This window comes from Leminorella grimontii ATCC 33999 = DSM 5078 (assembly GCF_000439085.1).
Lineage (GTDB): Bacteria > Pseudomonadota > Gammaproteobacteria > Enterobacterales > Enterobacteriaceae > Leminorella > Leminorella grimontii.
Genome location: NZ_AUUA01000013.1, coordinates 41,040 through 63,250, shown reverse-complemented (window position 1 = coordinate 63,250; position 22,211 = coordinate 41,040). Strand labels below are relative to the sequence as shown.

Annotated in this window: 26 protein-coding genes and 5 tRNA genes; 9 read left to right on the top strand and 22 right to left on the bottom strand. The window is 53.6% G+C overall.

Going from position 1 to position 22,211, the window contains the following annotated elements:
• Positions 1-18: 18 nt before the first annotated feature.
• Entirely contained in the window at positions 19-951 is a 933-nt protein-coding gene (gene prmB, locus G544_RS0114100; protein ID WP_027275196.1) for a 50S ribosomal protein L3 N(5)-glutamine methyltransferase, read from the bottom strand.
• 159 nt (positions 952-1,110) lie between these two features.
• Here prmB and smrB point away from each other — a divergent pair, with 159 nt between their 5' ends.
• The 6 genes from smrB (at position 1,111) to G544_RS0114070 (ending at position 3,972) form a co-directional block, all read left to right on the top strand.
• Positions 1,111-1,641, top strand: coding sequence for an endonuclease SmrB (gene smrB / locus G544_RS0114095; protein WP_027275195.1), 531 nt, complete (start codon positions 1,111-1,113; stop codon positions 1,639-1,641).
• Between the two features lie 26 nt (positions 1,642-1,667).
• Positions 1,668-2,198, top strand: a complete 531-nt coding sequence (locus tag G544_RS0114090) for a hypothetical protein (protein WP_027275194.1) — start codon at positions 1,668-1,670, stop codon at positions 2,196-2,198.
• Between the two features lie 21 nt (positions 2,199-2,219).
• The gene (locus G544_RS0114085) at positions 2,220-2,762 is read left to right on the top strand and encodes a hypothetical protein (protein WP_134389003.1); all 543 of its coding nucleotides are present in this window, start codon (positions 2,220-2,222) and stop codon (positions 2,760-2,762) included.
• Positions 2,762-3,208 (top strand): inner membrane protein CbrB, encoded by a 447-nt coding sequence (cbrB, locus tag G544_RS0114080; RefSeq protein ID WP_027275192.1) that lies wholly within the window; start codon positions 2,762-2,764, stop codon positions 3,206-3,208. The genes G544_RS0114085 and cbrB overlap by 1 nt, the downstream gene beginning before the upstream one ends.
• 99 nt (positions 3,209-3,307) lie before the next feature.
• Entirely contained in the window at positions 3,308-3,526 is a 219-nt protein-coding gene (locus G544_RS0114075; RefSeq protein WP_027275191.1) for a hypothetical protein, read from the top strand.
• Between the two features lie 122 nt (positions 3,527-3,648).
• The gene (locus tag G544_RS0114070) at positions 3,649-3,972 is read left to right on the top strand and encodes a low molecular weight protein tyrosine phosphatase family protein (RefSeq protein WP_027275190.1); all 324 of its coding nucleotides are present in this window, start codon (positions 3,649-3,651) and stop codon (positions 3,970-3,972) included.
• Between the two features lie 57 nt (positions 3,973-4,029).
• Here the strand turns inward: G544_RS0114070 and sixA are convergent, their stop codons facing one another.
• Together sixA and G544_RS0114060 are read right to left on the bottom strand one after the other, a co-directional pair.
• A complete protein-coding gene (gene sixA, locus G544_RS0114065; RefSeq protein WP_027275189.1) occupies positions 4,030-4,503 on the bottom strand; it encodes a phosphohistidine phosphatase SixA in 474 nt (157 codons plus the stop codon).
• A gap of 82 nt (positions 4,504-4,585) precedes the next feature.
• Positions 4,586-4,879 (bottom strand): YfcZ/YiiS family protein, encoded by a 294-nt coding sequence (locus tag G544_RS0114060; protein ID WP_027275188.1) that lies wholly within the window; start codon positions 4,877-4,879, stop codon positions 4,586-4,588.
• Between the two features lie 415 nt (positions 4,880-5,294).
• Here G544_RS0114060 and fadL point away from each other — a divergent pair, with 415 nt between their 5' ends.
• Positions 5,295-6,593, top strand: a complete 1,299-nt coding sequence (gene fadL, locus G544_RS0114055) for a long-chain fatty acid transporter FadL (protein WP_027275187.1) — start codon at positions 5,295-5,297, stop codon at positions 6,591-6,593.
• Positions 6,594-6,656: 63 nt separating this feature from the next.
• On the opposite strand, the gene mlaA is transcribed toward fadL, so the two are convergent.
• The 10 genes from mlaA to ccmA are packed head-to-tail and all read right to left on the bottom strand — an operon-like array spanning position 6,657 to position 14,434.
• Complete coding sequence (gene mlaA / locus G544_RS0114050) at positions 6,657-7,418, bottom strand: phospholipid-binding lipoprotein MlaA (protein ID WP_027275186.1); 762 nt, start codon at positions 7,416-7,418, stop codon at positions 6,657-6,659.
• Positions 7,419-7,458: 40 nt separating this feature from the next.
• Complete coding sequence (gene ccmI, locus G544_RS0114045; RefSeq protein ID WP_245614563.1) at positions 7,459-8,664, bottom strand: c-type cytochrome biogenesis protein CcmI; 1,206 nt, start codon at positions 8,662-8,664, stop codon at positions 7,459-7,461.
• Positions 8,661-9,149: a cytochrome c-type biogenesis protein gene (locus tag G544_RS0114040; protein WP_027275184.1), complete on the bottom strand. Its 489-nt coding sequence runs from the start codon at positions 9,147-9,149 to the stop codon at positions 8,661-8,663. Before G544_RS0114040 ends, ccmI begins: the two co-directional genes overlap by 4 nt.
• Positions 9,149-9,706, bottom strand: coding sequence for a DsbE family thiol:disulfide interchange protein (locus G544_RS0114035; RefSeq protein ID WP_027275183.1), 558 nt, complete (start codon positions 9,704-9,706; stop codon positions 9,149-9,151). Before G544_RS0114035 ends, G544_RS0114040 begins: the two co-directional genes overlap by 1 nt.
• Entirely contained in the window at positions 9,703-11,664 is a 1,962-nt protein-coding gene (locus tag G544_RS0114030) for a heme lyase CcmF/NrfE family subunit (RefSeq protein WP_027275182.1), read from the bottom strand. The genes G544_RS0114035 and G544_RS0114030 overlap by 4 nt, the downstream gene beginning before the upstream one ends.
• On the bottom strand, positions 11,661-12,158 hold the full coding sequence (ccmE, locus tag G544_RS0114025; protein WP_027275181.1) for a cytochrome c maturation protein CcmE: 498 nt from the start codon (positions 12,156-12,158) through the stop codon (positions 11,661-11,663). The genes G544_RS0114030 and ccmE overlap by 4 nt, the downstream gene beginning before the upstream one ends.
• The gene (gene ccmD / locus G544_RS0114020) at positions 12,155-12,370 is read right to left on the bottom strand and encodes a heme exporter protein CcmD (RefSeq protein ID WP_027275180.1); all 216 of its coding nucleotides are present in this window, start codon (positions 12,368-12,370) and stop codon (positions 12,155-12,157) included. Before ccmD ends, ccmE begins: the two co-directional genes overlap by 4 nt.
• Positions 12,370-13,104: a heme ABC transporter permease gene (locus G544_RS0114015; RefSeq protein ID WP_027275179.1), complete on the bottom strand. Its 735-nt coding sequence runs from the start codon at positions 13,102-13,104 to the stop codon at positions 12,370-12,372. Before G544_RS0114015 ends, ccmD begins: the two co-directional genes overlap by 1 nt.
• Before the next feature lie 44 nt (positions 13,105-13,148).
• Positions 13,149-13,808, bottom strand: coding sequence for a heme exporter protein CcmB (gene ccmB / locus G544_RS0114010; protein WP_027275178.1), 660 nt, complete (start codon positions 13,806-13,808; stop codon positions 13,149-13,151).
• Positions 13,808-14,434: a cytochrome c biogenesis heme-transporting ATPase CcmA gene (gene ccmA / locus G544_RS0114005; RefSeq protein ID WP_027275177.1), complete on the bottom strand. Its 627-nt coding sequence runs from the start codon at positions 14,432-14,434 to the stop codon at positions 13,808-13,810. Before ccmA ends, ccmB begins: the two co-directional genes overlap by 1 nt.
• A gap of 263 nt (positions 14,435-14,697) precedes the next feature.
• On the opposite strand from ccmA, the gene G544_RS0114000 reads away from it, so the two are divergent.
• Positions 14,698-14,772 (top strand) — tRNA-Arg (locus G544_RS0114000).
• A gap of 231 nt (positions 14,773-15,003) precedes the next feature.
• Here the strand turns inward: G544_RS0114000 and G544_RS0113995 are convergent.
• From G544_RS0113995 to pncC, 9 genes are all read right to left on the bottom strand, one after another.
• Positions 15,004-15,080 (bottom strand) — tRNA-Arg (locus tag G544_RS0113995).
• Between the two features lie 97 nt (positions 15,081-15,177).
• A tRNA-Arg gene (locus tag G544_RS0113990) sits at positions 15,178-15,254 on the bottom strand.
• A 73-nt stretch (positions 15,255-15,327) separates the two neighbouring features.
• Positions 15,328-15,404, bottom strand: a tRNA-Arg gene (locus G544_RS0113985).
• A gap of 10 nt (positions 15,405-15,414) precedes the next feature.
• Positions 15,415-15,507: transfer RNA gene (locus tag G544_RS0113980), tRNA-Ser, on the bottom strand.
• A 277-nt stretch (positions 15,508-15,784) separates the two neighbouring features.
• Complete coding sequence (gene csrA, locus G544_RS0113975) at positions 15,785-15,970, bottom strand: carbon storage regulator CsrA (protein ID WP_027275176.1); 186 nt, start codon at positions 15,968-15,970, stop codon at positions 15,785-15,787.
• 285 nt (positions 15,971-16,255) lie between these two features.
• The gene (gene alaS / locus G544_RS0113970) at positions 16,256-18,883 is read right to left on the bottom strand and encodes an alanine--tRNA ligase (RefSeq protein WP_027275175.1); all 2,628 of its coding nucleotides are present in this window, start codon (positions 18,881-18,883) and stop codon (positions 16,256-16,258) included.
• A 140-nt stretch (positions 18,884-19,023) separates the two neighbouring features.
• Complete coding sequence (locus G544_RS0113965) at positions 19,024-19,497, bottom strand: regulatory protein RecX (RefSeq protein WP_027275174.1); 474 nt, start codon at positions 19,495-19,497, stop codon at positions 19,024-19,026.
• A 36-nt stretch (positions 19,498-19,533) separates the two neighbouring features.
• Entirely contained in the window at positions 19,534-20,583 is a 1,050-nt protein-coding gene (recA, locus tag G544_RS0113960) for a recombinase RecA (protein WP_027275173.1), read from the bottom strand.
• Between the two features lie 102 nt (positions 20,584-20,685).
• A complete protein-coding gene (gene pncC / locus G544_RS0113950; RefSeq protein ID WP_027275172.1) occupies positions 20,686-21,171 on the bottom strand; it encodes a nicotinamide-nucleotide amidase in 486 nt (161 codons plus the stop codon).
• Between the two features lie 261 nt (positions 21,172-21,432).
• Between pncC and G544_RS0113945 the strand changes: the two genes are divergently transcribed.
• Entirely contained in the window at positions 21,433-22,209 is a 777-nt protein-coding gene (locus G544_RS0113945; protein ID WP_027275171.1) for an MBL fold metallo-hydrolase, read from the top strand.
• Positions 22,210-22,211 lie beyond the last annotated feature (2 nt).

Below are 22,211 nucleotides of genomic sequence, written 5' to 3'. Positions count from 1 at the left end.
TCTTTCTTATTACGGTAATTAATCACGATAGGCGCTGAAGTGCTCGCGGCACGCCAGCAGTTGCTCTCTGGTCAACATAAATACGCCGTCGCCGCCGAACTCAAACTCCAGCCAGGTGAACGGAATATCCGGATAGGCCTCATCCAGATGCACCATGCTGTTGCCTACTTCGCAAATCAGCACGCCGTCGTCGCTTAAGAAGTCCGGCGCGCAGGCCAGAATGCGCTTAACCAGATCGAGCCCATCGTGCCCGGCCGCAAGCCCGAGTTCGGGCTCATGATGGTACTCCGACGGCATGTCGGCCATATCTTCGGCGTCCACATAGGGCGGGTTAGTCACGATAAGATCGTAGATCATCGACGGCATGTCGCGAAACAGGTCAGAGCGCATCGGCGTGACCTGATGCTCCATGCGGTGAGACTGAATATTGTATTCGGTGACTTCCAGCGCGTCGGCGGAGATGTCCACCGCGTCCACCTCTGCTTCAGGGAAAGCGTAAGCGCAGGCAATGGCGATACAGCCGCTGCCGGTACACATGTCCAGAATGGCGCGAGGTTCGTGGGGCAGCAGCGACGTAAAGCGCTGCTCGATAAGCTCGCCGATGGGAGAACGGGGAATAAGAACGCGTTCGTCAACGTAAAACTCGTGCCCGGCAAACCAGGCGCTGTTGGTCAGGTAGGCCACCGGCTGGCGCTCTTCGACGCGACGCACTACCCTCTCTACAATCAGCTGGCGCTCGCTTTTCGTGAGGCGAGACAGGTAGACTTCAGGCGGAGAATTCGGCGGCAAAAAGAGCGTAGGCAGCACGAGCTGTACGGCTTCATCCCAAGGGTTGTTAGCACCGTGGCCGTAATACACGCTGGCCTCGCTAAAGCGGCTGACCGACCAGCGCAGCATGTCCTGAACGGTACGCAGCTCGCTAACCGCTTCATCTATAACAATCTTGTCCAATTACCCCTCCGACGGGAAATCTGGCTGGAAATAGCCGAACAGTTTGCCACGAAACGCGCGACAAATCAGCTTCCATCCTTTATTCTTATAGAAAAATTTCCCTTATATTTCGGGCGCCCTGCGCCGATATTTCCGTTTAATTTACGCTAGCGCTATTTTGTGACAAAAAAGAAATTTACGCTCACCGATGAAGAGAGCGCCCAGTTTAAAGACGCCGTTCAGGGTGCGAAGCCTTTGCGACAAACGACTAAGGTGCATAGGCCCGTGCGTAAGGCCAAGGCCGTTTCACCAGAACGCCTGATGCAGGAACAGGTCGACGCATCGTTTTACTTTTCCGACGAATTTCAGCCGCTGCTGAATGAAGACGGCGCGATGCGCTACGTGCGTTCCGACGTCGACCACTACGAGCTGAAAAAGCTGAGGCGAGGAGACTATACGCCTGAACTGTTTCTCGACCTGCACGGCCTGACGCAGGCGCAGGCCAAGCAGGAGCTGGGGGCGCTGATTGCCGCCTGTCGGCGGGAACACGTCCACTGCGCCTGCGTGATGCACGGCCACGGCAAGCACGTATTGAAAAAACAGACTCCACTGTGGCTGGCGCAGCACCCCGACGTACGGGCGTTTCATCAGGCGCCGAAAGAGTTCGGCGGCGATGCGGCCATATTGCTGTTGGTTGAGCAGGAAGAGTAGCTAATCTACCAAGGAAGGATTAATTTATGGAGACTGTGCGTCGCGTTTTGTGCAATACACTGCTGTTTGCACTCATTATGCCGTTTATTGGCGCTATTTTTATTGAGCTTTGTGAATACATTGAACATAGCGATTTCCCTATATTTATCAGTAAACTCTTTTCCCATGACACCTTAAAGATATTACCAATAACGAATACGTTTGGAATTTTATCATCAGTAACTGCCTGCATGACCATCGCCAGCTCTTTTCTGCTATTTATCATAGATCTCTTTTCTTTCGATACCATTGAGTTTTTATTAGTGGCATATGTCTTCGGCACACCATCAGCACTGGTTGCGGGCGCGATCACAGCCATATCGGCCTCTCGGCTTTGGAGTCATCTGGTTATGGCCCTAGCCAGTAGCGGCGTTTTCATACTTCAGCTTATGGCCTTCGACGTAATGAATTCATCTGACATTCTGCCCATGTCTTTATACTTTTTTCTGGCAATTTCCTTCTCATCACTCATCACCAGATTTATCGTACGCCAGCGCCTGTTTTCGTTCGCGCACTAATGGCTATAGAGTGAAAGCAGAATGCCCTTCTCACTCACTTCATCCTATGCACACAAAGCCGCATTAACCTATAAAAACCCCAACGGTATTCACAGGATAAATAGAAAAACCATGCCAACGCCGCGTCACGTACTGCTTAATGCATTCTGGTTCACTGCCATTGGCCCGCTGTTCGGGCTTGTCGCCTGCATCATCATATTAGAAACGATAGGCAAAACGCCATTTAACGCAATTGGGATACTGATTGGAGAACCGCTTCTTACGATCCTGTTCACCTATATATTCGGTGGCCCTGCCGCCCTGTTAACCAGCATTTTCGCCAGCTTCATCAGCCATGGCCCCTACCGCCCTTACGTCATCATCGCGTTTGGTGCGCTCATATCACTGCCTCTGCCGCTCTTTTTCGGTTTGACAACGTTAGCAGGAGATAGGCTTCTAACCTTCTTTCTCTACGCGTTCTCTGGCGCCTTTGCCTCTGCTGGCGCATTGCTGACGTTGATGTATTTACCTTTTCAAACGCAATCCAAAAACGGCTTTAGCGCATCTGATATGGGAGAAGCTTGATGACGCTCACCTACCGCGCTCTGTGCCACGCCTTCTGGTTTTCGCTGATAGGGCCAATCATCGGCTTCCTATACATTGCTTTTGGCGTAATGCTGCCCGGCAGCGAAGACAAAGCCACAACGGTTTCATTCTTCCCCATTCTGTTTTTTATCAGCTATGCGTTCGGCGTACTTCCCGCGCTATTTACGGGCATCGGCGCGGCCTGCCTTCCCGCTAGGCATTACGGTTCAAGGCTTCGCCGAACGGCGTTTTGCGCACTATTGGGCGCGGTGCTGGCGCTCCTCTTTTTCACCGCCGTGTTCGGCGTTCAGGACGTGCTTATCGGTACGGATCGGCCAGGCTCCCTGTTCCATCGCTTTGCGCTTTACGTTGCGCCGGGAATGCTGTCGGGCGCCGTCATGGCGCTCATCACGCCTAAGGGATTCTATTTTGCCGACAGGCCTTAGGCTGTACTTTTCTCTAAATCGCGCTATGATACGCGCGGCTTAGGCCTCTCTGTATTACCGCGGCTGCTGAACCCGGTAAATTCATTCAGAGAGAACATTATGGACAATAACCGCACACGGGCCTGGCGGCTCGCACAGAAAAGTCGCAATCGCTCACGCGACAGTCACCCACCCCGCAGCGACTTTCCCAAAGAAAAGCGCTGGAAGCTGATGTATATCCGCTCAAAGAAGCTTGCCAGAGCGGCTCAACTGGGGATGGACTATCCGAGAGTGCGAAGCGGACAGCTCGCCCGCCGCGCGATGGAAGAATATAAGTAATACACAAAATCATTCAAGGTGCGTCGAGGCGGCAAGTGAGGGAATCCCTAGGAGCGTACAAAAGTACGTGACTAGGGTGAGCGAACGCAGCCAACGAAGAGGCAGCTTGAAGGATGAAGTGTATGAATGTTTTATTTATCTGTAGCCGTAACCAATGGCGCAGCCCAACGGCCGAGCAGGTTTGGCGTAAACATCCGGGGCTTTCCGTGCGTTCCGCCGGCACCAGCCGCAACGCCAGAAAGCCCTTAACGCCGGAAATGTTGCAATGGGCCGACGTCGTCTGCGTGATGGAGCAAAAGCACAAAAGCCGCATTGTCGCGGACTATCGCCGACTGGTGGAGCATAAGCCGATTCACGTGCTGGATATTCCCGACGACTATCAGTACATGGACTCCGAGCTGGTGGCTTTGCTTGAAGAAGTTGTCGCTCACAGGCTGGGGCTATAGACAAAAAGAAATGAGAAAAAAGAGATGCTTAATGCATCTCTTTTTTATTGCCTCAGGCTATATCCCTGGTGCCATCATCCACTCAAACCGCCCTCTCGCGGTTTGGGCATCCAGTTCAACGCAGGCGACCGCAGAGGTTGGAAACATCAGCGAAGCGCTCCCTTGACTAAGCTCGGAAACCAAATAGCTTACCAGCGGCAGGTGGGAAACAATCAATACGGAACCGATGCCCTGCTGTGCCAGCACCGTAAGATAGTCAGCGCACGGCGCGGGGGAGCCGCCGGGGATCAGCGCGGGAAACGTCTCAATGCAGACGGCAGAAGGCAGCGGGAATTCGCGGCGCACGACCTCCAGCGTCTGCTGGGCGCGAACGTAGGGGCTAACCAGAACAAATTCAATGCCGTCTGACTGCTCGCGCAGTCGACGCGTCATGTCCGCCGTTTGTTCAACGCCTCGCTCGGTCAGGCGACGGGCAGGATCGCTGTCTGCATGGAAGCTGGCCTCGCCGTGACGCATAATAAACACCCGCATGGTTTCCCTCCTGGCAAAAAAGTAACGCCGGAAAAACCGGCGTTGCTGTAAGTCACATTTGTAAAAATCTTACTTAGAAAAACTAACGCAGCCCGAGCTGGAAAATCAGCGTTTCAGCCTGGCAGCAGAACGTAAAGTCAGCGGTAAGCTCAACGCCGCCGTTAACGTCAACAATGCTGCTCTTAATATCGCAAGGCTCGGACTCAGTGGCGCGCGCTTTTTCCGTCAACATGTTCAGCATCTTTTCCGCTTCAGCGCGGGACGCAAACTCGCTTTTATAGGACGCCGTCAGGTCGGTATTGTCCATCACTGTCCCTACGTCAACGCAGCAGCAGGCGGCAGTTTCCTGAGCATTGCACTTTAATGAATCTGACATCTCTTTTCTCCTCTATGTAAGGCAGAACAATCTCCGCTTTACGGCTAAGCTGTTATGAGATCTGGCTCAAAAATCGATGATTTTCTTTATACTACGCCTTCCTCTCACGCGATGCATGAATTTTACCATTTATCCCCGCTTAACGGCTACCGCCTCCCCTTCGCTTAATAAACGAAAGTCATTTATTTTATTGATTTATATTGATTTTAGTTAACAACCAGGTGCGTTACATAAAGCGACCATCGGCCTGCTGATAAAAAGCGTTCTCTACTTCAGCGGTTACCACATCAAAATCTCCGCTAAAAACACGCTTTTTAGTCAACTGGTCTAATCTGTCAGCCCTTTAATCCTCCCTAAAATGCGCGCTTCGATTATTACAATTCGTAATAATTCTTATGATTCGTTGAGATTTTGTATGTTTCTAAAAAAGAATTTGAAGAAGTCTATTCTGGCGATTGCCGTCGCCAGCCTTTCGAGCAATTTGTACGCATCCGGTTTTCAGCTGCAAGAATCCTCCGCTTCCGGCCTGGGCCGCGCCTTTTCCGGCGAAGGAGCCATTGCCGATAACGCCTCTTCAGGCAACCGCAACCCGGCCTCGATGACGATGTTCGATCGCGCAACCTTTTCCGGCGGCGCCATCTACGTTCAGCCAGAGGTAGAAATCACCGGCACGTCGCCTCAGGGCAACGACATGCACGCCAACGATATCACGCCTAACGAATGGGTTCCTAACCTGCACTTCGTTCTCCCCATTAATGAAAAATGGGCGCTGGGCGCTTTCGCCACCAGCAACTACGGGTTATCAACCCATTTTAACGACGAATACGCCGCAGGCCCTCTGGCGGGCACAACCAAGCTGCAAACGGGCAACTTCAACCTGAGCACGGCCTACCGCGTCAACGAACACTTCAGCCTCGGCCTTGGCGCTAACGCCGTTTACGCCAAGGCGAAAATCAGACGCTATGCAGGCGAAAGCGCCAGCGGCGCCATGCAGCCAAACTCAACCGTCGCCTACCTGCACGGTGACGAATGGGGCTATGGCTGGAACGCCGGCATGCTGTATGAGATCGATAAAGATAACCGTATCGGCCTAAGCTACCGCTCGAAGATCGATATCGATTTTAAAGGTACGTACAAAAGCGATCTGAGCAGCCGCCTCAACGGCTATCAGCCCATCACCGGCCTGCCCTGGGGCACCGACGGCACGTCTCGTTCCGGTAAGCTGACGCTGACCCTGCCCGAGATTTGGGAGCTGTCCGGCTACCACAAAGTCGCGCCGAAGTGGGCGATGCACTACACCCTAAGCTACACCAGTTGGAGCGAGTTCGAAGAGCTTAAGGCTAAAGACAGCGACGGCAACGTTCTGTTCCAAAAGCATGAAGGCTTCAGGGACGCCTACCGCATGGCGCTGGGAACCACCTATTACCACGACGAAACCTGGACCTGGCGCGCGGGCATCGCCTTTGACGACAGCGCGGTTCCCGCTAGCAACCGCTCTATTTCAATTCCCGATCAGGATCGCCTGTGGCTAAGTATGGGAACGACCTATAACTTCACGCCGGATGCATCGGTCGACGTCGGCGTCTCCTACATGCACGGCCAAAAGGTCAAAATCAGCGAGAAGCAAAACAACTCGGCAAACAGCCCGGTGTATCACTTCGAATCTGAAGGCAAAGCCTGGCTTTATGGCGTTAACCTGAACTATACGTTCTAAGCCGCTTTCTGTGCTGATGATGCAAAAAACCCGTCTTTCGACGGGTTTTTTATTAAATTAGCGTTATTCTGAGTCGATGTCGTCCAACTGATCCTTAAGCGCTTCGGCGTTCGGATTGTTTTCCTCATCAATTTTACCGCCGTTAGCCAAGAAGTCATGACGCTGGAAGTAGGCTTCACGCACGAAGATATACGGATCCGGCGAGTTGGCCAGCATCTGATCCTGATCGAGCAACTGAGCGCGGCTTTCAATGCCTTCTACCGTCCACTTGCCGACCGATCCCCAGAAGGTGAGCCAGCTTAACACCGGATAGGCATAGTCTACATAGCCGCCGCCTTCGTCGCGCACGGTCGCAGAACCGTAAGCGGGCAGAACGGCGTACGGCCCGTAGGGCACGTTATAGTGGCCAAGCACCTGGCCGAACTCTTTATTGTAATCCTTCTTCAGCTTGTCGTTCGACATGCCCGCCACGTCCATAAAGCCGCCCATCCCCAACAGGGTGTTGACGAAGAAGCGGTTGAAATGGCGGAAACCGTCGTAAATGTTTCCCTGAAGAAAGTTGTTGACCATCGAGGCGGGTTCGCCCAAGTTGCTGGTGAAATTGCTCAATCCGCTGCGCGCCGGCTGCGGCATATAGTCGCGCCAAACGACGGCGACAGGACGCACGACGTACGGATCCATATAGTTGTAGTTAAAGTTGAACATGGTGCGGTTAAAACCCTCTAGCGGGTCTGGCCGCGTACCGTCTTCGTTCAGGCTGCCGCTGTTAACGCAGCCCGTCAGCATCGCTGCAGCAAATACACAACTGACCAATCGGCTTTTCATTTTCTTCTCCCTCAAATGCTGGCCTTGATAGCCACAGCGCTTACTGTTCAATTCGCTCAATCGTAACGTCCACGCTCTCTTTGCCGGTGAACGAATAAACGCGACTCTCTCCAATCATCCGCCGTTTATCCGCCTCATCACCGCTGGTAACGGTAGCTATTATCTTTACCTGTTTCAGGCCGGAAAGCAAACGGGAGGGCATCATCGCGTTACTGTCGTCCAGCTCAACCTTAAGCGGAAACGTTCCTAACTGTAACTGCTTTACGGCTACCGGAACGGTGGACTTACCGTCGGTCACCGCAATCAGCACGCCGCCCTGAGCCGGCAGCTGGGCCGCTACGTCGGGTGAAACGGAAATCGTCACGCCCAGGTGAACGCCGTTGGACGTTACCTGTGACTTGGCGTAGGCCAGACTTTGCCTGATAACGTCAGCGCCTTTGGCGTCCGGCGGCATCAGGGTCAAAACCTTTTCCCAAGCGGCGATAGCTTCGTTAAAGTTCCCCTGCCCAAAGGCGTTCATCGCCAGCGCGGAAAGCGCATCCACGTTATCCGGCTCAGACTTGAGCAGCGTTTTCAGAATGCGGCTTGCTTGAGCTACGTCTTCCGGGTTGTTGGAGCGCGTTAGCAGCTTAGCGTAAATAATCTGGATATAGCCGTCGTTTGGCGACAGTTCATACGCTTTTTCATAAGACTGTAGCGCCATTTCGCCGTTGCCCAAGCGCAGCCCGGCCAAACCAAGCATAGTCCAATCGCGAACGTTTGTCGGATCGGTCAGCAGGCTGGTGCGCAGCCCCAGTGCAAATCGGGCAATCTCCTCGGGTTCGTTCAGTTGGCCGGCATCGGCCTTCTGCCGCAGTTCGGGCATGTTTTTTACTACCTGCCGCCACTGGGAAACCTGAGTCATCCCACCGGTATACACGTATAATCCAACGGACACGGCCACAAGCAGCAATACGCCCGGCAGCAAAACCGTCAGGCTAAAGGGGGCGCGCTTACGCGTACCGGCTCGAGCGGGAATGTCTTCCAACAGGTTATGCTGAAGCTCCGCTACCATGGCGTCTCTTTCACCGACGACGCCCAATGCCTCGTCGTCCTCAAGCTCGTTTAAGCGCTGCTGATAGTAGGCCTTATTTAGCGCATCTCTGTCTGCATCTGCCTTTTCATTTGGACCTTTAAGCGTCGGCAAGATAAACAGCGCCGTCGCCGCAATCAGCAGCAGGGCCGCGATAAGCCAAAATATCATCATGATGCTTTACCGCCCTTTGCGCCCTTATCTTCATTTAACAGGCGCTGAAGCCTACGCTGTTCTTCTACCGACAGCGCTGCGCCACCGGCAGCCGCCGACGTTCTTCGCCGACGGGACAGCATCACAATAGCAACAATGCCAAACACGACGCACAAAGCGGGAACTATCCACAGAATGAGGGTTGCAGCCGTCACCGGGGGTTCGTAGGTCACAAAATGGCCGTAGCGATCGACCATGTAGTCAACGATCTCTTGTCTGGACTGCCCCTGCTCCATCAGCTCAAACACTTTATTGCGCATATCGGTTGCGATTGGCGCATTGGAGTCGGCGATGCTGTTGTTTTGGCATTTCGGGCAGCGCAGCTGGCCGGTAAGCTCGCGAAACTGCTGCTCTTCTTCTACGGACTTGAAGTTATAGGTATCTATCGCCGCGTGAACGCTAAACGCCATAAGCAGCGTAAACAGCATGGCTGAAAGTGACTTCATCATTGGGAAACCTCCCCCTGATATTTAAGCCATAGAGGCTTAATTTCTTCGTTCCAAACCTTATCGTTTAAATCACCGGCGTGGCGATAGCGGATAATCCCCTTTCCATCGATAAGAAAGGTTTCCGGCGCGCCATAGACGCCGAGATCCAGCCCCAGCATGCCGTTGTTATCATACAGGCTAAGGGAGTAAGGATTTCCCAAGTCTTGGAGCCACTTGATGGCCTTTCCCCGCTCATCCTTATAGTTCAGACCTACTACGCGAATGCCTTCCGCCGACAGGCGGTTTAAGAACCGATGTTCGGCATAGCAGGTCGGGCACCAAGTCGCCCAGACGTTAAGCAGCAGCGGTTTGCCGTCGTTTAGCGCCTCCTGCTCGTACACTTTACCGGGTATATCCAGCGACTCCAGCTTAAACTTTGGCACCGGCTTACCGATAAGCGCGGACTCAAGGGAGGTTGGGTCATCGCCCTCGGCATTGCGCTGCAGCTGCACCATAAAGGCAATCACCATGCCTAAGAAGACGACTAATGGAATAAACAGCAGTTTCTTGTTCACACTGTTTCCTCGCGTGTTGGATGTTTCTTAATACGATAGCGCGGATCGAGAATGCACAGCAGGCCGCCAAAGGCCATAAACAGGCCGCCAAACCAGATCCAGCGAACAAACGGTTTATAGTAGATACGCACCGCCCAGGCGCCGTCTTCCAACTGTTCGCCCAGCGCGGCGTAAAGGTCGCGGGTAATGCCGCCGTCAATCGCAGCTTCGGTCATCATGCTGCCTGCAACCTTATAGTAGCGCTTCTCTGCGTGCAGCGTGGCTTCCGGCTTGCCGTTACGCGTGATTTCCAGCTCGCCCGCCCCGCCCGTATAGTTGGGCCCTTGAATTTCGCGTACGTCGCGGAAGGTGAAGGTATAGTCGCGGATCGCTACGCTGTCGCCATCCTTCAGCCGAACGTCTCGTTCGATGCTGTAGTTCTGACTAAAGGCAATGCCAAACACGGTGATTGCAACCCCAAGGTGGGCTAACGCCATACCCCAGTGGCTGCGGGGAAGCTGAGCCAATCCCTTAAAGAAGCCGTGGCGGTAGGTCGCTCGCTCATGCAGCTCCATCAGCGTCAGCACGATGACCCAAACTGCCATCATCAGGCCCAGCACCGTCATGGCGATAATATTATCCTGCAGCCACCAAGGCAGAATAAACGAAGCGGCGAGCGTAACCACCAGAGCGACCGCCAAGCGCTTGAACAGCTTGGAAGGCTCGTCGCGACGCCAGCGCACCAGCGGCGCCACGCCCAGCAGCAATGAGAACGGCACCATCAGCCAGATGAACATCGTGTCAAAGAACGGCGCGCCAACGGAAATAGAGCCAAGCCCCAGCTGCTTATGCACTAAAGGCAGCAGCGTTCCCAACAGAACCACCATCATGGCGGCCATCAGCAAAATATTGTTGCCTAACAAAAAGGATTCGCGTGAAAAGAACTCATGATGAGCCCGCGTTTTTCTCACTCGACTGCCGTTAATCGCATACAGCAGCAGCGAGCCGCCGATCACCACGATTAAAAACGCCAGAATGAACATGCCGCGTGCGGGGTCTGAGGCGAACGAGTGGACGGAAACCAGAATGCCGGAACGAACCAGGAACGTGCCCAGCAGGCACAGCGAGAACGACACAATCGCCATCAGCACCGTCCAGGCTTTGAACGAACCTCGCTTCTCGGTCACCGCCAACGAGTGCAGCAGCGCAGTGCCGGTGATCCAGGGCATCAACGAGGCGTTTTCTACCGGATCCCAGAACCACCAGCCGCCCCACCCCAGTTCGTAATAGGCCCAGTAGGAGCCCAGCGCAATACCCAGAGTAAGGAAAACCCACGCGGCGGTCGTCCACGGGCGAGACCATCGCGCCCAGGCGGTATCGAGCTTACCGGCCATCAAAGAAGAAATAGCGAAAGCGAACGCAACGGAGAAACCCACGTAGCCCATATAAAGCAGCGGCGGATGGAAAATCAGCCCGACGTCCTGCAGCAGCGGGTTCAGGTCGCGACCGTCAATAGGGATCATCGGCAGCGCGCGCAGGAAAGGGTTAGAGGTCAAAATGACGAACAGCAAAAAGCCGACGTTTATCATGCCAAGCACGGACAGCACGCGCGCGACGGCGTCCATCGGCATTTTGTGGCTAAACGCCGCGACCGCGCCGGTCCAGAGAGACAGCAGCACAATCCACAGCAGCAGAGAACCTTCATGCGAGCCCCAAACCGCCGCCATGCGGAAGTAGACGGGAAGCTGGCTGTTAGAGTTGGCCGCAACGTAAATAACGCTAAAGTCGTTGACGATAAACGCATAAACCAGGCTGCCGAAGGCCAGCAGCGTTGCCGCCAGCAGGCCGTAAGCCAGAGGGCGAGCTACCGCCATCATCCGCATGTCCTGTCGATAGGCGCCGAGCAGCGGATATATGCTCAACAACAGCGCCAGTCCCGTCGCCAGCGCGAGGGAAAAAGTGCCGAGTTCAGGGATCATTGCTTTTTCCCCTGCATCTCGGCCTCTTTTTTATAGCTTTCAGCCGGACGGTGGTGGTTATCCTTCATCGCCTCTTCAACTTCCGGCGGCATATAGTTTTCGTCGTGCTTAGCTAACACTTCCTTGGCGGTAATCACGTCGTCTTCACCGTATACGCCCTGCGCAACGACGCTCTGATCTTCGCGGAAAAGGTCAGGCAAAATGCCGTCGTAGCGAACGTCGATCGCCGCGCGCGCATCGTAAACCTTAAAGGTCACCTTTAAAGACGTAGGGTCACGCACGACGGAACCGGGCATCACCATACCGCCGATGCGCAGGCGCTGCCCCGGCTCTGGCTTAATCTTGTCCTCGCCCTTGCCGTAAACCACCTCGCCCGGCGTATAGAACAGGTCGATGTTGGAGCGCAATGCATACAGTACGAGCGAAATCGTGACGGCCATGCCGATAAGAATGGCGATCGCCAAAAACATTCTATTCTTGCGACGTGGATTCATAGGACGGCCTCCTGTTCCCGTTTTGCGTTCTCAATGCGCGCCTCGCGCGATTTCCGGCGTTGGATTTCGTTTAGCAGCTTTTTACGCTGCCAGCGCGTGTGCCACACTAAAATAAGCAGAGGCAAAATCGTGGCCGATACCGCCAGCCAAACGTACAGGCCATAGCCCCCCATCGCGAAAAATTCCTGCCATGAAGAAAATGCCGGTGTCATTAGCGCGCCCCCTTGGTGACTAGCGACTCAACCCAGGGCTTCTGGCGGTCGTGGCTTAAAATCAGGTTACGCATGCGCATCAGCGTCAGCGTAATAAAGAAGAAAAGGTAGCCAAAAATGGCCAGGCGCAGAGGCGCTCGCATGCTTGGGTCGATAGACTGCTGCATATTGGTCGAGCCTTGGTGCAGCGTGTTCCACCACTCAACCGAGAAATGAATTATCGGCAGGTTAACGACGCCCACCAACACCAGAATGCCCGCCGCGCGCCCGGCGAGACGGCGGTCTTCAAACGCGTTATACAGCGCGATAACGCCGAGATAGAGAAACAGCAGCACCAGCTCAGAAGTTAAACGCGCGTCCCACACCCACCAGGTTCCCCACATGGGCTTACCCCACGCGGACCCCGTCGCCAGAGCAATGAAAGTAAAGACGGCCCCTACGGGCGCCATCGCTGAGGCTACCATGTCGGCTGACTTCATCTGCCAAACCAGTCCGATAAAGGCGGCGATCGCCATCGAACCGTAGATCCCCATCGACCAGATGGCCGCAGGAACGTGGATATAGATAATCCGGAAGCTGTCGCCCTGCTGGTAGTCCGCCGGGGCAAAGCCAAATCCCCAGGTCCAGCCGCCTAACAAGAGAACCGTACCGGCAATGGCCGTCCACGGAATGAACCTCCCGCACAGACGATACATCGTCTCGGGTTTAGCGAGGGAATGTAGCCATTTCCACATAGTCGTTACGCTCACATTTAAAATAAAAAATCGCTACGCTGCCGTTACTGTACGCTCACTCTCAGCGCTGCGGCGGCGGCAAACGGCGCCAGCGTCGCAGTCCCTGCAAGGATAGCGCCTAAAATCGCCAGATATCCACCGATAGGCAGCAGCATTGACGCCGCATCGATCGCCGACGTGGCGAAAATCAAAACCGGGATATACAGAGGCAACACCAATAAACTCAGCAGGACGCCGCCCTTACGCAGCCCCACCGTTAGCGAAACGCCGATGGCGCCAATAAAGCTCAGCGTCGGCGTTCCTAAAAGCAGCGTTAGCGCAACGGCGCGCCAGGTAGAAAAATCGAAAGAAAGCAGCAGCGCTACCAGCGGCGACAGAATCAAAAGCGGCAGGCCCGTCAGCAGCCAGTGCGCGCAGACCTTCGCCAGAATGGTCACCGGCAGCGGAACGGGCAGCAGCATGAGTTGTTCAAGCGAGCCGTCAAGAAAATCGTCGCGCAGCAGGCGCTCAAGAGATAAGAGAGAAGACAGCAGCGCCGCCACCCAAACGACGCCCGGCGCGATGCGCGACAGAAGCTGAGGTTCGGGGCCAATGCTTAGAGGAAACAGCGTGACGACAATCAGGAAAAACCACAGCGGGTTGACGATCTCCGCCCCTTTGCGAAAGGCGATTTTCAGCTCACGGTGAAGGATGGAAATAAACATTAGCGCCACACCCCGCCGTCAAGCTTGATTTTGCGGATAGGGCAGCGCGCGCTAATCATATCCTGATGGGTCGTCAATATCACAATGCCGCCGCTTTGAGCGTGCTCTTCAAACAGACGAGTCAGGTGCTCAACGCCCTGCTTGTCTATCGCCGTCAAAGGCTCATCTAAAATCCACAGCGGCGCGCTGCTTAACCACAGCCTGGCCAACGCCACTCGACGGTGCTGCCCGGCCGAAAGCTGCGCTACGGGCACGTCCTCATAGCCAACCAGCCCAACCTTCGCCAGCGCGTCCCAAATGGCGCTATCGTCGGCTTTACCAGACGCTTTCTGAAAGAAGGAGAGGTTTTCATAAGGAGTAAGCACGGCCTTTACGCCAGGGTGATGGCCGATATAGAGGAGGTCATTATGATAACCGTCGCGAGAGCGGCGGGTTTCTTCCCCTTTCCAGAGGATTTTACCGCCGTCGCTGCTGGCAAGCCCGGCTAAAATGCGCAGCAGGCTGGTTTTACCCGCACCGTTGGGCCCTTCAACCTGAACTAGCTCACCGGGATGTATGACAAAACCAAGCTCGGTGAACAGAGCTCTTTCATCTCGGATACAGTTTAGTCCTTGTACTTCCAGCATTGCTTACATTACACGTTGTCGATGAAAAATTGCCGTTATCATAACATAGCCTTGTCTGGGCTCGTAGCGTACACCCCGTGCCAAAAGTACCTATTTATGAGTAAAATAGGGTGTCAGATCAAAGCCTATGGGAGAAAGTCTGCAGAATGTGAAGCCTATCAAAAAACCGCCTTTTACCCGCAGACAGGCGATAAGTTAGACAAACGAACACTGAACTGCTGAAACGAATAGAAAAAGCGGATATAATGCCAGCCTGCTTTTGAGTCCCCGTAGTTAAATGGATATAACGAGCCCCTCCTAAGGGCTAGTTACAGGTTCGATTCCTGTCGGGGACGCCATCTATTTTCCTCTAGCTCTCACTATTAAACCAGATTTCTAAAAAAGAGAAGGCGATTGCTTCAATAGCCAATTCTTATCTGTTTAGGTCTTTAACGTCTTCAAATTTCGTTATTTATAGGCAACAAACGCAAGCACGAGAAATACAGCGGCATAGCTATGTCGATGTAAAAAACGCAAACGATTGAAAGAATGATGGGTTTGAAAAAAGGGATTTAGATAGAAAGAAAAGGTGGCGCACCCGAGAGGATTCGAACCTCTGACCGCTCGGTTCGTAGCCGAGTACTCTATCCAGCTGAGCTACGGGTGCATCCGATAAATCTACCGATTAACCCTCACGCTGAGGACAACGGCGCTAAGCATTATGCATTTGATTAACTTACGCTGCATGACGCTTAGAAATAAAGTGGCGCATCCGAGAGGATTCGAACCTCTGACCGCTCGGTTCGTAGCCGAGTACTCTATCCAGCTGAGCTACGGATGCACATTGAATAACTGAAGTGAGCGTTACGACTACGTTCACTGGCGTATCGCATTATAGCGATACCTTACTAAGATGGCGCACCCGAGAGGATTCGAACCTCTGACCGCTCGGTTCGTAGCCGAGTACTCTATCCAGCTGAGCTACGGGTGCAGTTCGTAAATGGCGGTGAAGGAGGGATTCGAACCCTCGATGCAGCTTTTGACCACATACTCCCTTAGCAGGGGAGCGCCTTCAGCCTCTCGGCCACTTCACCATATCTACTATCAGCAAAACCTCAAGCAGCGTTAGCGCTTATCAGTTCTGCGTGGCGCACATATTACTTTCCCGGCCCTATAAGTCAAATACTTTTTCGCGCATCCCGTCCGTTTGAGCACTAAGCAAACAACCCGAACACTTTGCCAGCAAAAAAACAAATAACAAAAGTAAAAACGCCCGTTTCGGCGCGCCTGAGCGTGAGAAAATAAAATTAAAAAATGACTATAGGAAAGGCATTAACGCACCCGCCAGACAGCGCCGGGTGCGTCAATTGCTTAAAAAGTCGACTGCTGAGACTTTTCAGCCTGAATTCGCTGGTAAATTTCTTCACGATGAACAGAAACTTCTTTTGGCGCGTTAACGCCGATACGAACCTGATTACCTTTAACGCCTAAAACCGTTACGGTAACTTCGTCACCAATCATAAGCGTTTCACCAACTCGGCGAGTTAGAATAAGCATTCGTTACTCCTTGACAGATTAAACAAACCATTGCTTCTCTTGTGCATCCAGCCCATTATCCATGATATAGCCTAAGAACGTAAGCTGCGGTATTTAATAAATATTAAATATCGCCGAGACCTATGCTCATTCTATACATACCCCAGATAAGAACAGGTATATGCCTAAGTTTAGCTAATTATATTAAGTTTATACTACACGACGTGCTAAAAAATACTGGAGAAAGGTACACTTTCGCGCCAAGCGCCGCCAAACGGCGCTTGGACAAAAGCGACAATCTTTCAGTTACAGTTTTGCAGCCACCCAACCTTCAACCGAGGCCAGGGCTGCGGGTAAAGCATTACAATCGGTGCCGCCGGCCTGCGCCATATCCGGACGGCCTCCTCCCTTACCTCCCACCATCTGGGCTACGGGAGCAATCAGCTCTCCGGCCTTCAGGCGATCGACCAGGTCCTTGGTTACACCGGCAATCAGGCTAACCTTATCGTCATGGACAGTCGCCAAAACGATAACGCCCGACCCCATCTGATTCTTGATGTCGTCAACCATGGTTCTCAGCATTTTCGGCTCTACGCCGCTAAGCTGACTAACCAGGAGCTTGACGCCCTTAACTTCAACGGCCTTGCTGACCAGAGATGAACTTTCCTGAGCAGCCTGCTGCTCTTTAAGCTGCTGTAGCTCTTTCTCAACCGATTTAGCATGCTCAATCAGCCCCTTAATCTTCTCGATCAGGTTGCTGCTATCGCCCTTAACCAGTGAGGAAACTTCGCTTAAAACGTCGCTTTGCTGATGCATAGCGCGAATTGCGTTGTCTCCCGTGACGGCCTCTATACGGCGCACGCCGGCGGCAATGCCGGACTCAGAGGTAATGTGGAACAGGCCGATATCGCCGGTAGCGGCAGTGTGAGTACCACCACAAAGCTCCGTAGAGAAATCGCCCATAGAGAGAACGCGGACCTTGTCATCATACTTTTCGCCGAACAGGGCCATCGCCCCTTTGGCTTTAGCCGCTTCCAGATCCATCTCCTGAGTCTCGACGGGAAGATTGCGACGGATTTGCTGGTTCACCAGATCTTCAACCGCACGGATTTGTTCCGGCTTCATCGCTTCAGTATGCGAGAAATCGAAGCGCAGGTAGCTATCGTTCACCAAAGATCCCTTCTGCGCGACGTGAGCGCCAAGCACTTGGCGAAGCGCCGCGTGCAGCAGGTGAGTAGCCGAATGGTTCAAACGGATACGGTTGCGGCGAGCTCCGTCAACAACGGCGTCTACGCTGTCGCCTACTTTCAGCTCGCCCTGCGTCAACTGCCCGATATGGCCAATCGCCTGTCCGTATTTTTGCGTATCCTGAACGTCAAAGCTTGCCGTCAGCGCGCGCAGTTGGCCCACATCGCCAACCTGGCCGCCTGACTCGCCGTAAAATGGCGTGTTGTCCAAAATCACTACGCCGTTTTCACCGGACTGAAGCTTCTGTACCTCGTTGCCGTTCACGAACAGCGCCGTTACGCGAGAAGACTGCTCCAGACGCTCGTATCCGCTAAAGCCGGTCTCCTGCTCAACGCGGATAAGCTTGCTGTAGTCAACGCTAAAGCCGCTCGATTCGCGGGCCCGACGGCGCTGCTCTTCCATCGCTTTCTCGAAGCCTTCTTCATCAACCTTGATGTTGCGCTCGCGGCACACGTCGGCGGTTAAGTCTAGCGGGAAGCCGTAGGTATCATAGAGGCGGAATGCCGTCTCGCCAGAAAGCGTGTCGCCCTCAACCTGCGCCAACGCATCGTCTAACAGAGCCAGACCGCGCTCCAGAGTGCGGGCAAACTGTTCTTCTTCCGTTTTCAGCACCTGCTCTACCGCCGACTGCTGTTGCTTCAATTCGTCGGCGGCGCTGCCCATTACGCCAATCAGAGGCGCAACCAGCTTATAGAAGAACGTCTCCGTTGCGCCCAGCATGTGCCCATGACGTACGGCGCGGCGGATAATGCGGCGCAGCACGTAGCCGCGGCCTTCATTTGACGGCATAACGCCGTCGGAGATAAGAAACGCACAGGAACGAATGTGGTCGGCAATAACGCGCAGAGACTTACTGCTCAGATCCGTTGCTTTCGTCACCTTGGCCGCTTCGGCAATCAGCGTGCGGAACAGATCGATATCGTAGTTGGAGTTCACGTGCTGCAACACGGCGGAAATGCGCTCCAGCCCCATTCCGGTATCGACGGAAGGCTTGGGCAGCGGCAACATCGTACCGTCAGGCTGACGGTTGAATTGCATAAAGACGATGTTCCAGATTTCAATGTAGCGGTCGCCGTCTTCTTCCGGCGATCCCGGAGGGCCGCCCCAGATGTGGTCGCCGTGGTCATAGAAAATTTCGGTACACGGGCCGCACGGGCCGGTATCGCCCATTTGCCAGAAGTTGTCGGAAGCGTAAGGCGCGCCCTTGTTGTCGCCGATGCGGATAATTCTTTCTTTCGGCACCCCAACTTCGCTGGCCCAGATGTCATAGGCTTCGTCATCGCTCTCGTATACCGTGACCCAAAGCCTGTCTTTTGGCAGGTTAAACCACTCGGCGCTGGTCAAAAGCGCCCAGGCAAAGCGGATGGCGTCGTGCTTAAAGTAGTCACCGAAGCTAAAGTTGCCCAGCATCTCGAAAAAGGTGTGGTGGCGGGCGGTATAGCCTACGTTTTCCAGATCGTTATGTTTGCCGCCGGCGCGCACGCAGCGTTGCGAAGTCGTCGCTCGCGTATAGGCGCGCTTATCCAATCCCAGAAATACGTCTTTAAACTGGTTCATGCCCGCATTGGTAAATAGCAATGTCGGATCGTTATGGGGAACTAAAGAACTGCTGGCAACAACCTGATGCCCTTTACTATTAAAGAAATCGAGAAACGCTTGACGGATCTCAGCGGTGCTCTTGCTCATATAAATTCCAATATCTGGCTATCGATAGAATGAAGGCGGTACGTAACTGAATATTGAGTTGGAAAAAACGACCGGCTTACGCTTTAAAAAAGTAGGCATAAGATAAAATTTCTTGAGAGGGAAGTAAATCAGCAGAGGCGTTAATATTCAGAATCGCTGAAAACGGCGCGGATCTCATCCTGACGAAATCCCCGTTGAGCAAGATGGCGCTGCAGCTTGGCCTTTTCTTTCCAGTCCGTCGGCATCCTTCTTCCCACTTTTTTTGTGGCGACGTCTCTGGCTATTTCAAACCAGTCTATATCACAGGAAGCCAATGCGGCCGAGGCTTCCTCCTGTGAAATGCCCTTCTGCTGCATTTCAAACTGAATACGCTGGGGGCCGTATCCTTTTCTGCTTCGGCTTTCAACAAACTTTTGCGCATAGCCTGTGTCGTTAAGCCAGCCGTGCTGGCGACAGTATTCGATGACGCTATTGACGTCGTCGGCGGAGACCGGTTCCTGTTCTTCTCGCCCCCGAAAAGAAGAATGCGCCGTAAGAAGCTTACGACGCATCTCAGCCTCACTGTAATCCCGCTGGGATAATATCCGCATAGCGCGGGATAACAGTGAGTTCATGAACGGCTAATTCCGATTAAGGTCGGCAAACCGACATTAAAACTCTTCGCCTTCCGGCATTTCTGAATCCTCGTCTTCCGATGCAGAAATAACGGGATTGTTTGTCAAAAGCAGCTCGCGTAGGCGTTTTTCCAGTTCGGAAGAAATTGCAGGGTTTTCCTGCAGGAACTTCATTGAATTAGCCTTACCCTGACCAATCTTGTCGCCATTATAGGAATACCAGGCGCCTGATTTATCGACCAGCTTGTGCTTCACGCCCAGATCGATAAGCTCGCTCTCTTTTGAAATTCCCGCACCGTAAAGGATCTGGAAGTCAGCCTGACGAAACGGCGCAGAAATTTTGTTTTTCACTACCTTCACGCGAGTTTCGTTACCAACAACCTCTTCACCGTCTTTGATTGCGCCAACGCGGCGAATGTCCAGGCGAACGGAAGAATAGAACTTCAGCGCGTTACCGCCGGTCGTCGTTTCGGGGTTACCGAACATGACGCCGATCTTCATACGAATTTGGTTGATAAAGATAACCAGACACTTGGCGTTCTTGATGTTGCCGGTCAGCTTACGCAGCGCCTGGGACATCAGGCGAGCCTGCAAACCTACGTGCGAATCGCCCATCTCGCCTTCAATCTCGGCCTTCGGCGTCAGCGCCGCTACGGAGTCGATGATGATGACGTCAACCGCGCCGGAGCGAACCAGAGCGTCGCAAATTTCCAGCGCCTGCTCACCGGTATCCGGCTGAGAAATCAGCAGATCGTCAACCTGAACGCCCAGCTTGGCGGCATAGACAGGATCGAGCGCGTGTTCGGCATCGATGAACGCACAGGTTTTTCCCTCTTTCTGCGCCTGAGCGATAACGGACAGGGTCAGCGTGGTTTTACCGGAAGATTCCGGCCCGAAGATTTCAACAACCCGGCCCATAGGCAGGCCGCCAATGCCGAGCGCAATGTCCAGACTCAGGGAGCCGGTTGAAATGGACTCGACGTCAAGCGCCTGAGTATCCCCCAAACGCATGATTGAACCTTTACCAAACTGCTTCTCGATTTGCCCTAAGGCAGCGGCAAGTGCTCTTTGCTTATTGTCATCCATTATACGGCTCCACGATTTTCAAACAGGGTCATAAATTTATAAGGCGCCTTTGCGCCGTTGATGAAATCATTATACTGTATAGTCATACAGTATCAAGACAATTTAAAGAAATTTTTCCAGCACCACGGTCAGCGCGTGCCGCGCCGCCTGCTGGCGAACGCAGTGACGATCGCCGTCAAACTGGCGAACTTCACTCAATACAAGCCCGTCTTTGCTTGTCCAGCCAAACCAAACTGTGCCCACCGGTTTCTGCTCCGTTCCGCCATCCGGCCCGGCAATGCCGCTGATGGAAAGCGCCACCTCGGCCTGAGCCGCCTTCAGCGCGCCTTTCGCCATTTCAATCACCGTTTGCGCACTGACGGCGCCGTGGTTTTCCAGCGTAGTCGCGCTTACCTCCAGCAGTTCTTGCTTAGCCTGATTGCTGTAGGTGACAAAACCGCGTTCAAAGTAGGCCGAGCTGCCGGCGATTTCCGTCAGATAGGCGGCGACCAACCCTCCAGTGCAGGACTCCGCGCAGGTTATCGACCATCCTCTAGCCTTCAGCCTCTCCCCTACGGTTTTACTCAACTGGCAGATTTGCTCGTCCACGGGCCACATCCTCACGTTTACTTTACGGTATCGCCAAAATTCTGCCGCTAAACATAAAAAAGAAGCGCGCCGAAATCAAACGACTTTCTAAGGGAATGGGGAATATGTTCCAGATTCAGCCCCAGCGCCTTCTTTTATCAATAAGTTCACTCTTGGCCCAATTCCATCTTAATTTGGCCATCAGGCCACTCATTCCGTTGAGTGCGCTCGCTTTACACTGTCTTTATGTGTCGTAACGCTTAATAACAACAGGAGCCCCTAATGAACCTCACCCAAATACGCAACGCCACCATAAGGCTGGAATACGGCGGTAAACGCTTTCTTATCGACCCGATGCTGGCGGATAAAGGCGCTTATCCTGGCTTTACCGGTACGCTTAACGCTCATCTGCGCAATCCGCTCGTTGCGCTTCCAATGCCTATAGCGCAAATCGTTGACGTCGATGCGGTTATCGTCACCCATACTCATCCCGACCACTGGGACGATGCGGCGGCGCAGGCGCTGCCGAAAGATAAACCGATCTTCACCCAAAATGAAGGAGATGCGGAGATCGTTCGGGCTGCGGGATTTCGCCATGTGGAGGTGTTATCGAACCGTACCGAATATGAAGGCGTTATGTTGGTCAAAACTTCCGGGCAGCATGGAAGCAATGAAGCCTATGCCAATGCGGATATGGTGAAGCGCTTGGGCGAAGTTTGCGGGATCGTCTTTAAGCACTCTCGGGAAAAAACGCTGTACGTCGCTGGCGATACCGTTTGGAACCAGCACGTCGCCAACGCGCTATCAGAACACGCTCCTCAGGCCGTCGTTCTGAACGCCGGATTTGCGCAGGTCGACCGCTTTGGCGCGATTATTATGGGAGCAGAGGACGTTTTTCGCGTTCATCAAGCGTCGCCAAACGCCACGCTGATTGCAACGCATATGGAAGCTATCAATCACTGCGCGCTTTCCAGAACCGAACTGCGTCAATTTGCCCTCAAAAAAGGCTTTAGCCACCGCCTGCTTATTCCTGAAGACGGCGGATCCTGTACACTGTAGGC

Coding starts and splice junctions, on each gene's coding strand:
- G544_RS0114090 (WP_027275194.1), top strand. CDS start 1,668: ATGGAGACTGTGCGTCGCGTTTTGTGCAATACACTGCTGTTTGCACTC.
- G544_RS0114085 (WP_134389003.1), top strand. CDS start 2,220: ATGCCCTTCTCACTCACTTCATCCTATGCACACAAAGCCGCATTAACC.
- cbrB (WP_027275192.1), top strand. CDS start 2,762: ATGACGCTCACCTACCGCGCTCTGTGCCACGCCTTCTGGTTTTCGCTG.
- G544_RS0114075 (WP_027275191.1), top strand. CDS start 3,308: ATGGACAATAACCGCACACGGGCCTGGCGGCTCGCACAGAAAAGTCGC.
- G544_RS0114070 (WP_027275190.1), top strand. CDS start 3,649: ATGAATGTTTTATTTATCTGTAGCCGTAACCAATGGCGCAGCCCAACG.
- sixA (WP_027275189.1), bottom strand. CDS start 4,503: ATGCGGGTGTTTATTATGCGTCACGGCGAGGCCAGCTTCCATGCAGAC.
- G544_RS0114060 (WP_027275188.1), bottom strand. CDS start 4,879: ATGTCAGATTCATTAAAGTGCAATGCTCAGGAAACTGCCGCCTGCTGC.
- fadL (WP_027275187.1), top strand. CDS start 5,295: ATGTTTCTAAAAAAGAATTTGAAGAAGTCTATTCTGGCGATTGCCGTC.
- mlaA (WP_027275186.1), bottom strand. CDS start 7,418: ATGAAAAGCCGATTGGTCAGTTGTGTATTTGCTGCAGCGATGCTGACG.
- ccmI (WP_245614563.1), bottom strand. CDS start 8,664: ATGATGATATTTTGGCTTATCGCGGCCCTGCTGCTGATTGCGGCGACG.
- G544_RS0114040 (WP_027275184.1), bottom strand. CDS start 9,149: ATGAAGTCACTTTCAGCCATGCTGTTTACGCTGCTTATGGCGTTTAGC.
- G544_RS0114030 (WP_027275182.1), bottom strand. CDS start 11,664: ATGATCCCTGAACTCGGCACTTTTTCCCTCGCGCTGGCGACGGGACTG.
- ccmE (WP_027275181.1), bottom strand. CDS start 12,158: ATGAATCCACGTCGCAAGAATAGAATGTTTTTGGCGATCGCCATTCTT.
- ccmD (WP_027275180.1), bottom strand. CDS start 12,370: ATGACACCGGCATTTTCTTCATGGCAGGAATTTTTCGCGATGGGGGGC.
- G544_RS0114015 (WP_027275179.1), bottom strand. CDS start 13,104: ATGTGGAAATGGCTACATTCCCTCGCTAAACCCGAGACGATGTATCGT.
- ccmB (WP_027275178.1), bottom strand. CDS start 13,808: ATGTTTATTTCCATCCTTCACCGTGAGCTGAAAATCGCCTTTCGCAAA.
- ccmA (WP_027275177.1), bottom strand. CDS start 14,434: ATGCTGGAAGTACAAGGACTAAACTGTATCCGAGATGAAAGAGCTCTG.
- csrA (WP_027275176.1), bottom strand. CDS start 15,970: ATGCTTATTCTAACTCGCCGAGTTGGTGAAACGCTTATGATTGGTGAC.
- alaS (WP_027275175.1), bottom strand. CDS start 18,883: ATGAGCAAGAGCACCGCTGAGATCCGTCAAGCGTTTCTCGATTTCTTT.
- G544_RS0113965 (WP_027275174.1), bottom strand. CDS start 19,497: ATGAACTCACTGTTATCCCGCGCTATGCGGATATTATCCCAGCGGGAT.
- recA (WP_027275173.1), bottom strand. CDS start 20,583: ATGGATGACAATAAGCAAAGAGCACTTGCCGCTGCCTTAGGGCAAATC.
- G544_RS0113945 (WP_027275171.1), top strand. CDS start 21,433: ATGAACCTCACCCAAATACGCAACGCCACCATAAGGCTGGAATACGGC.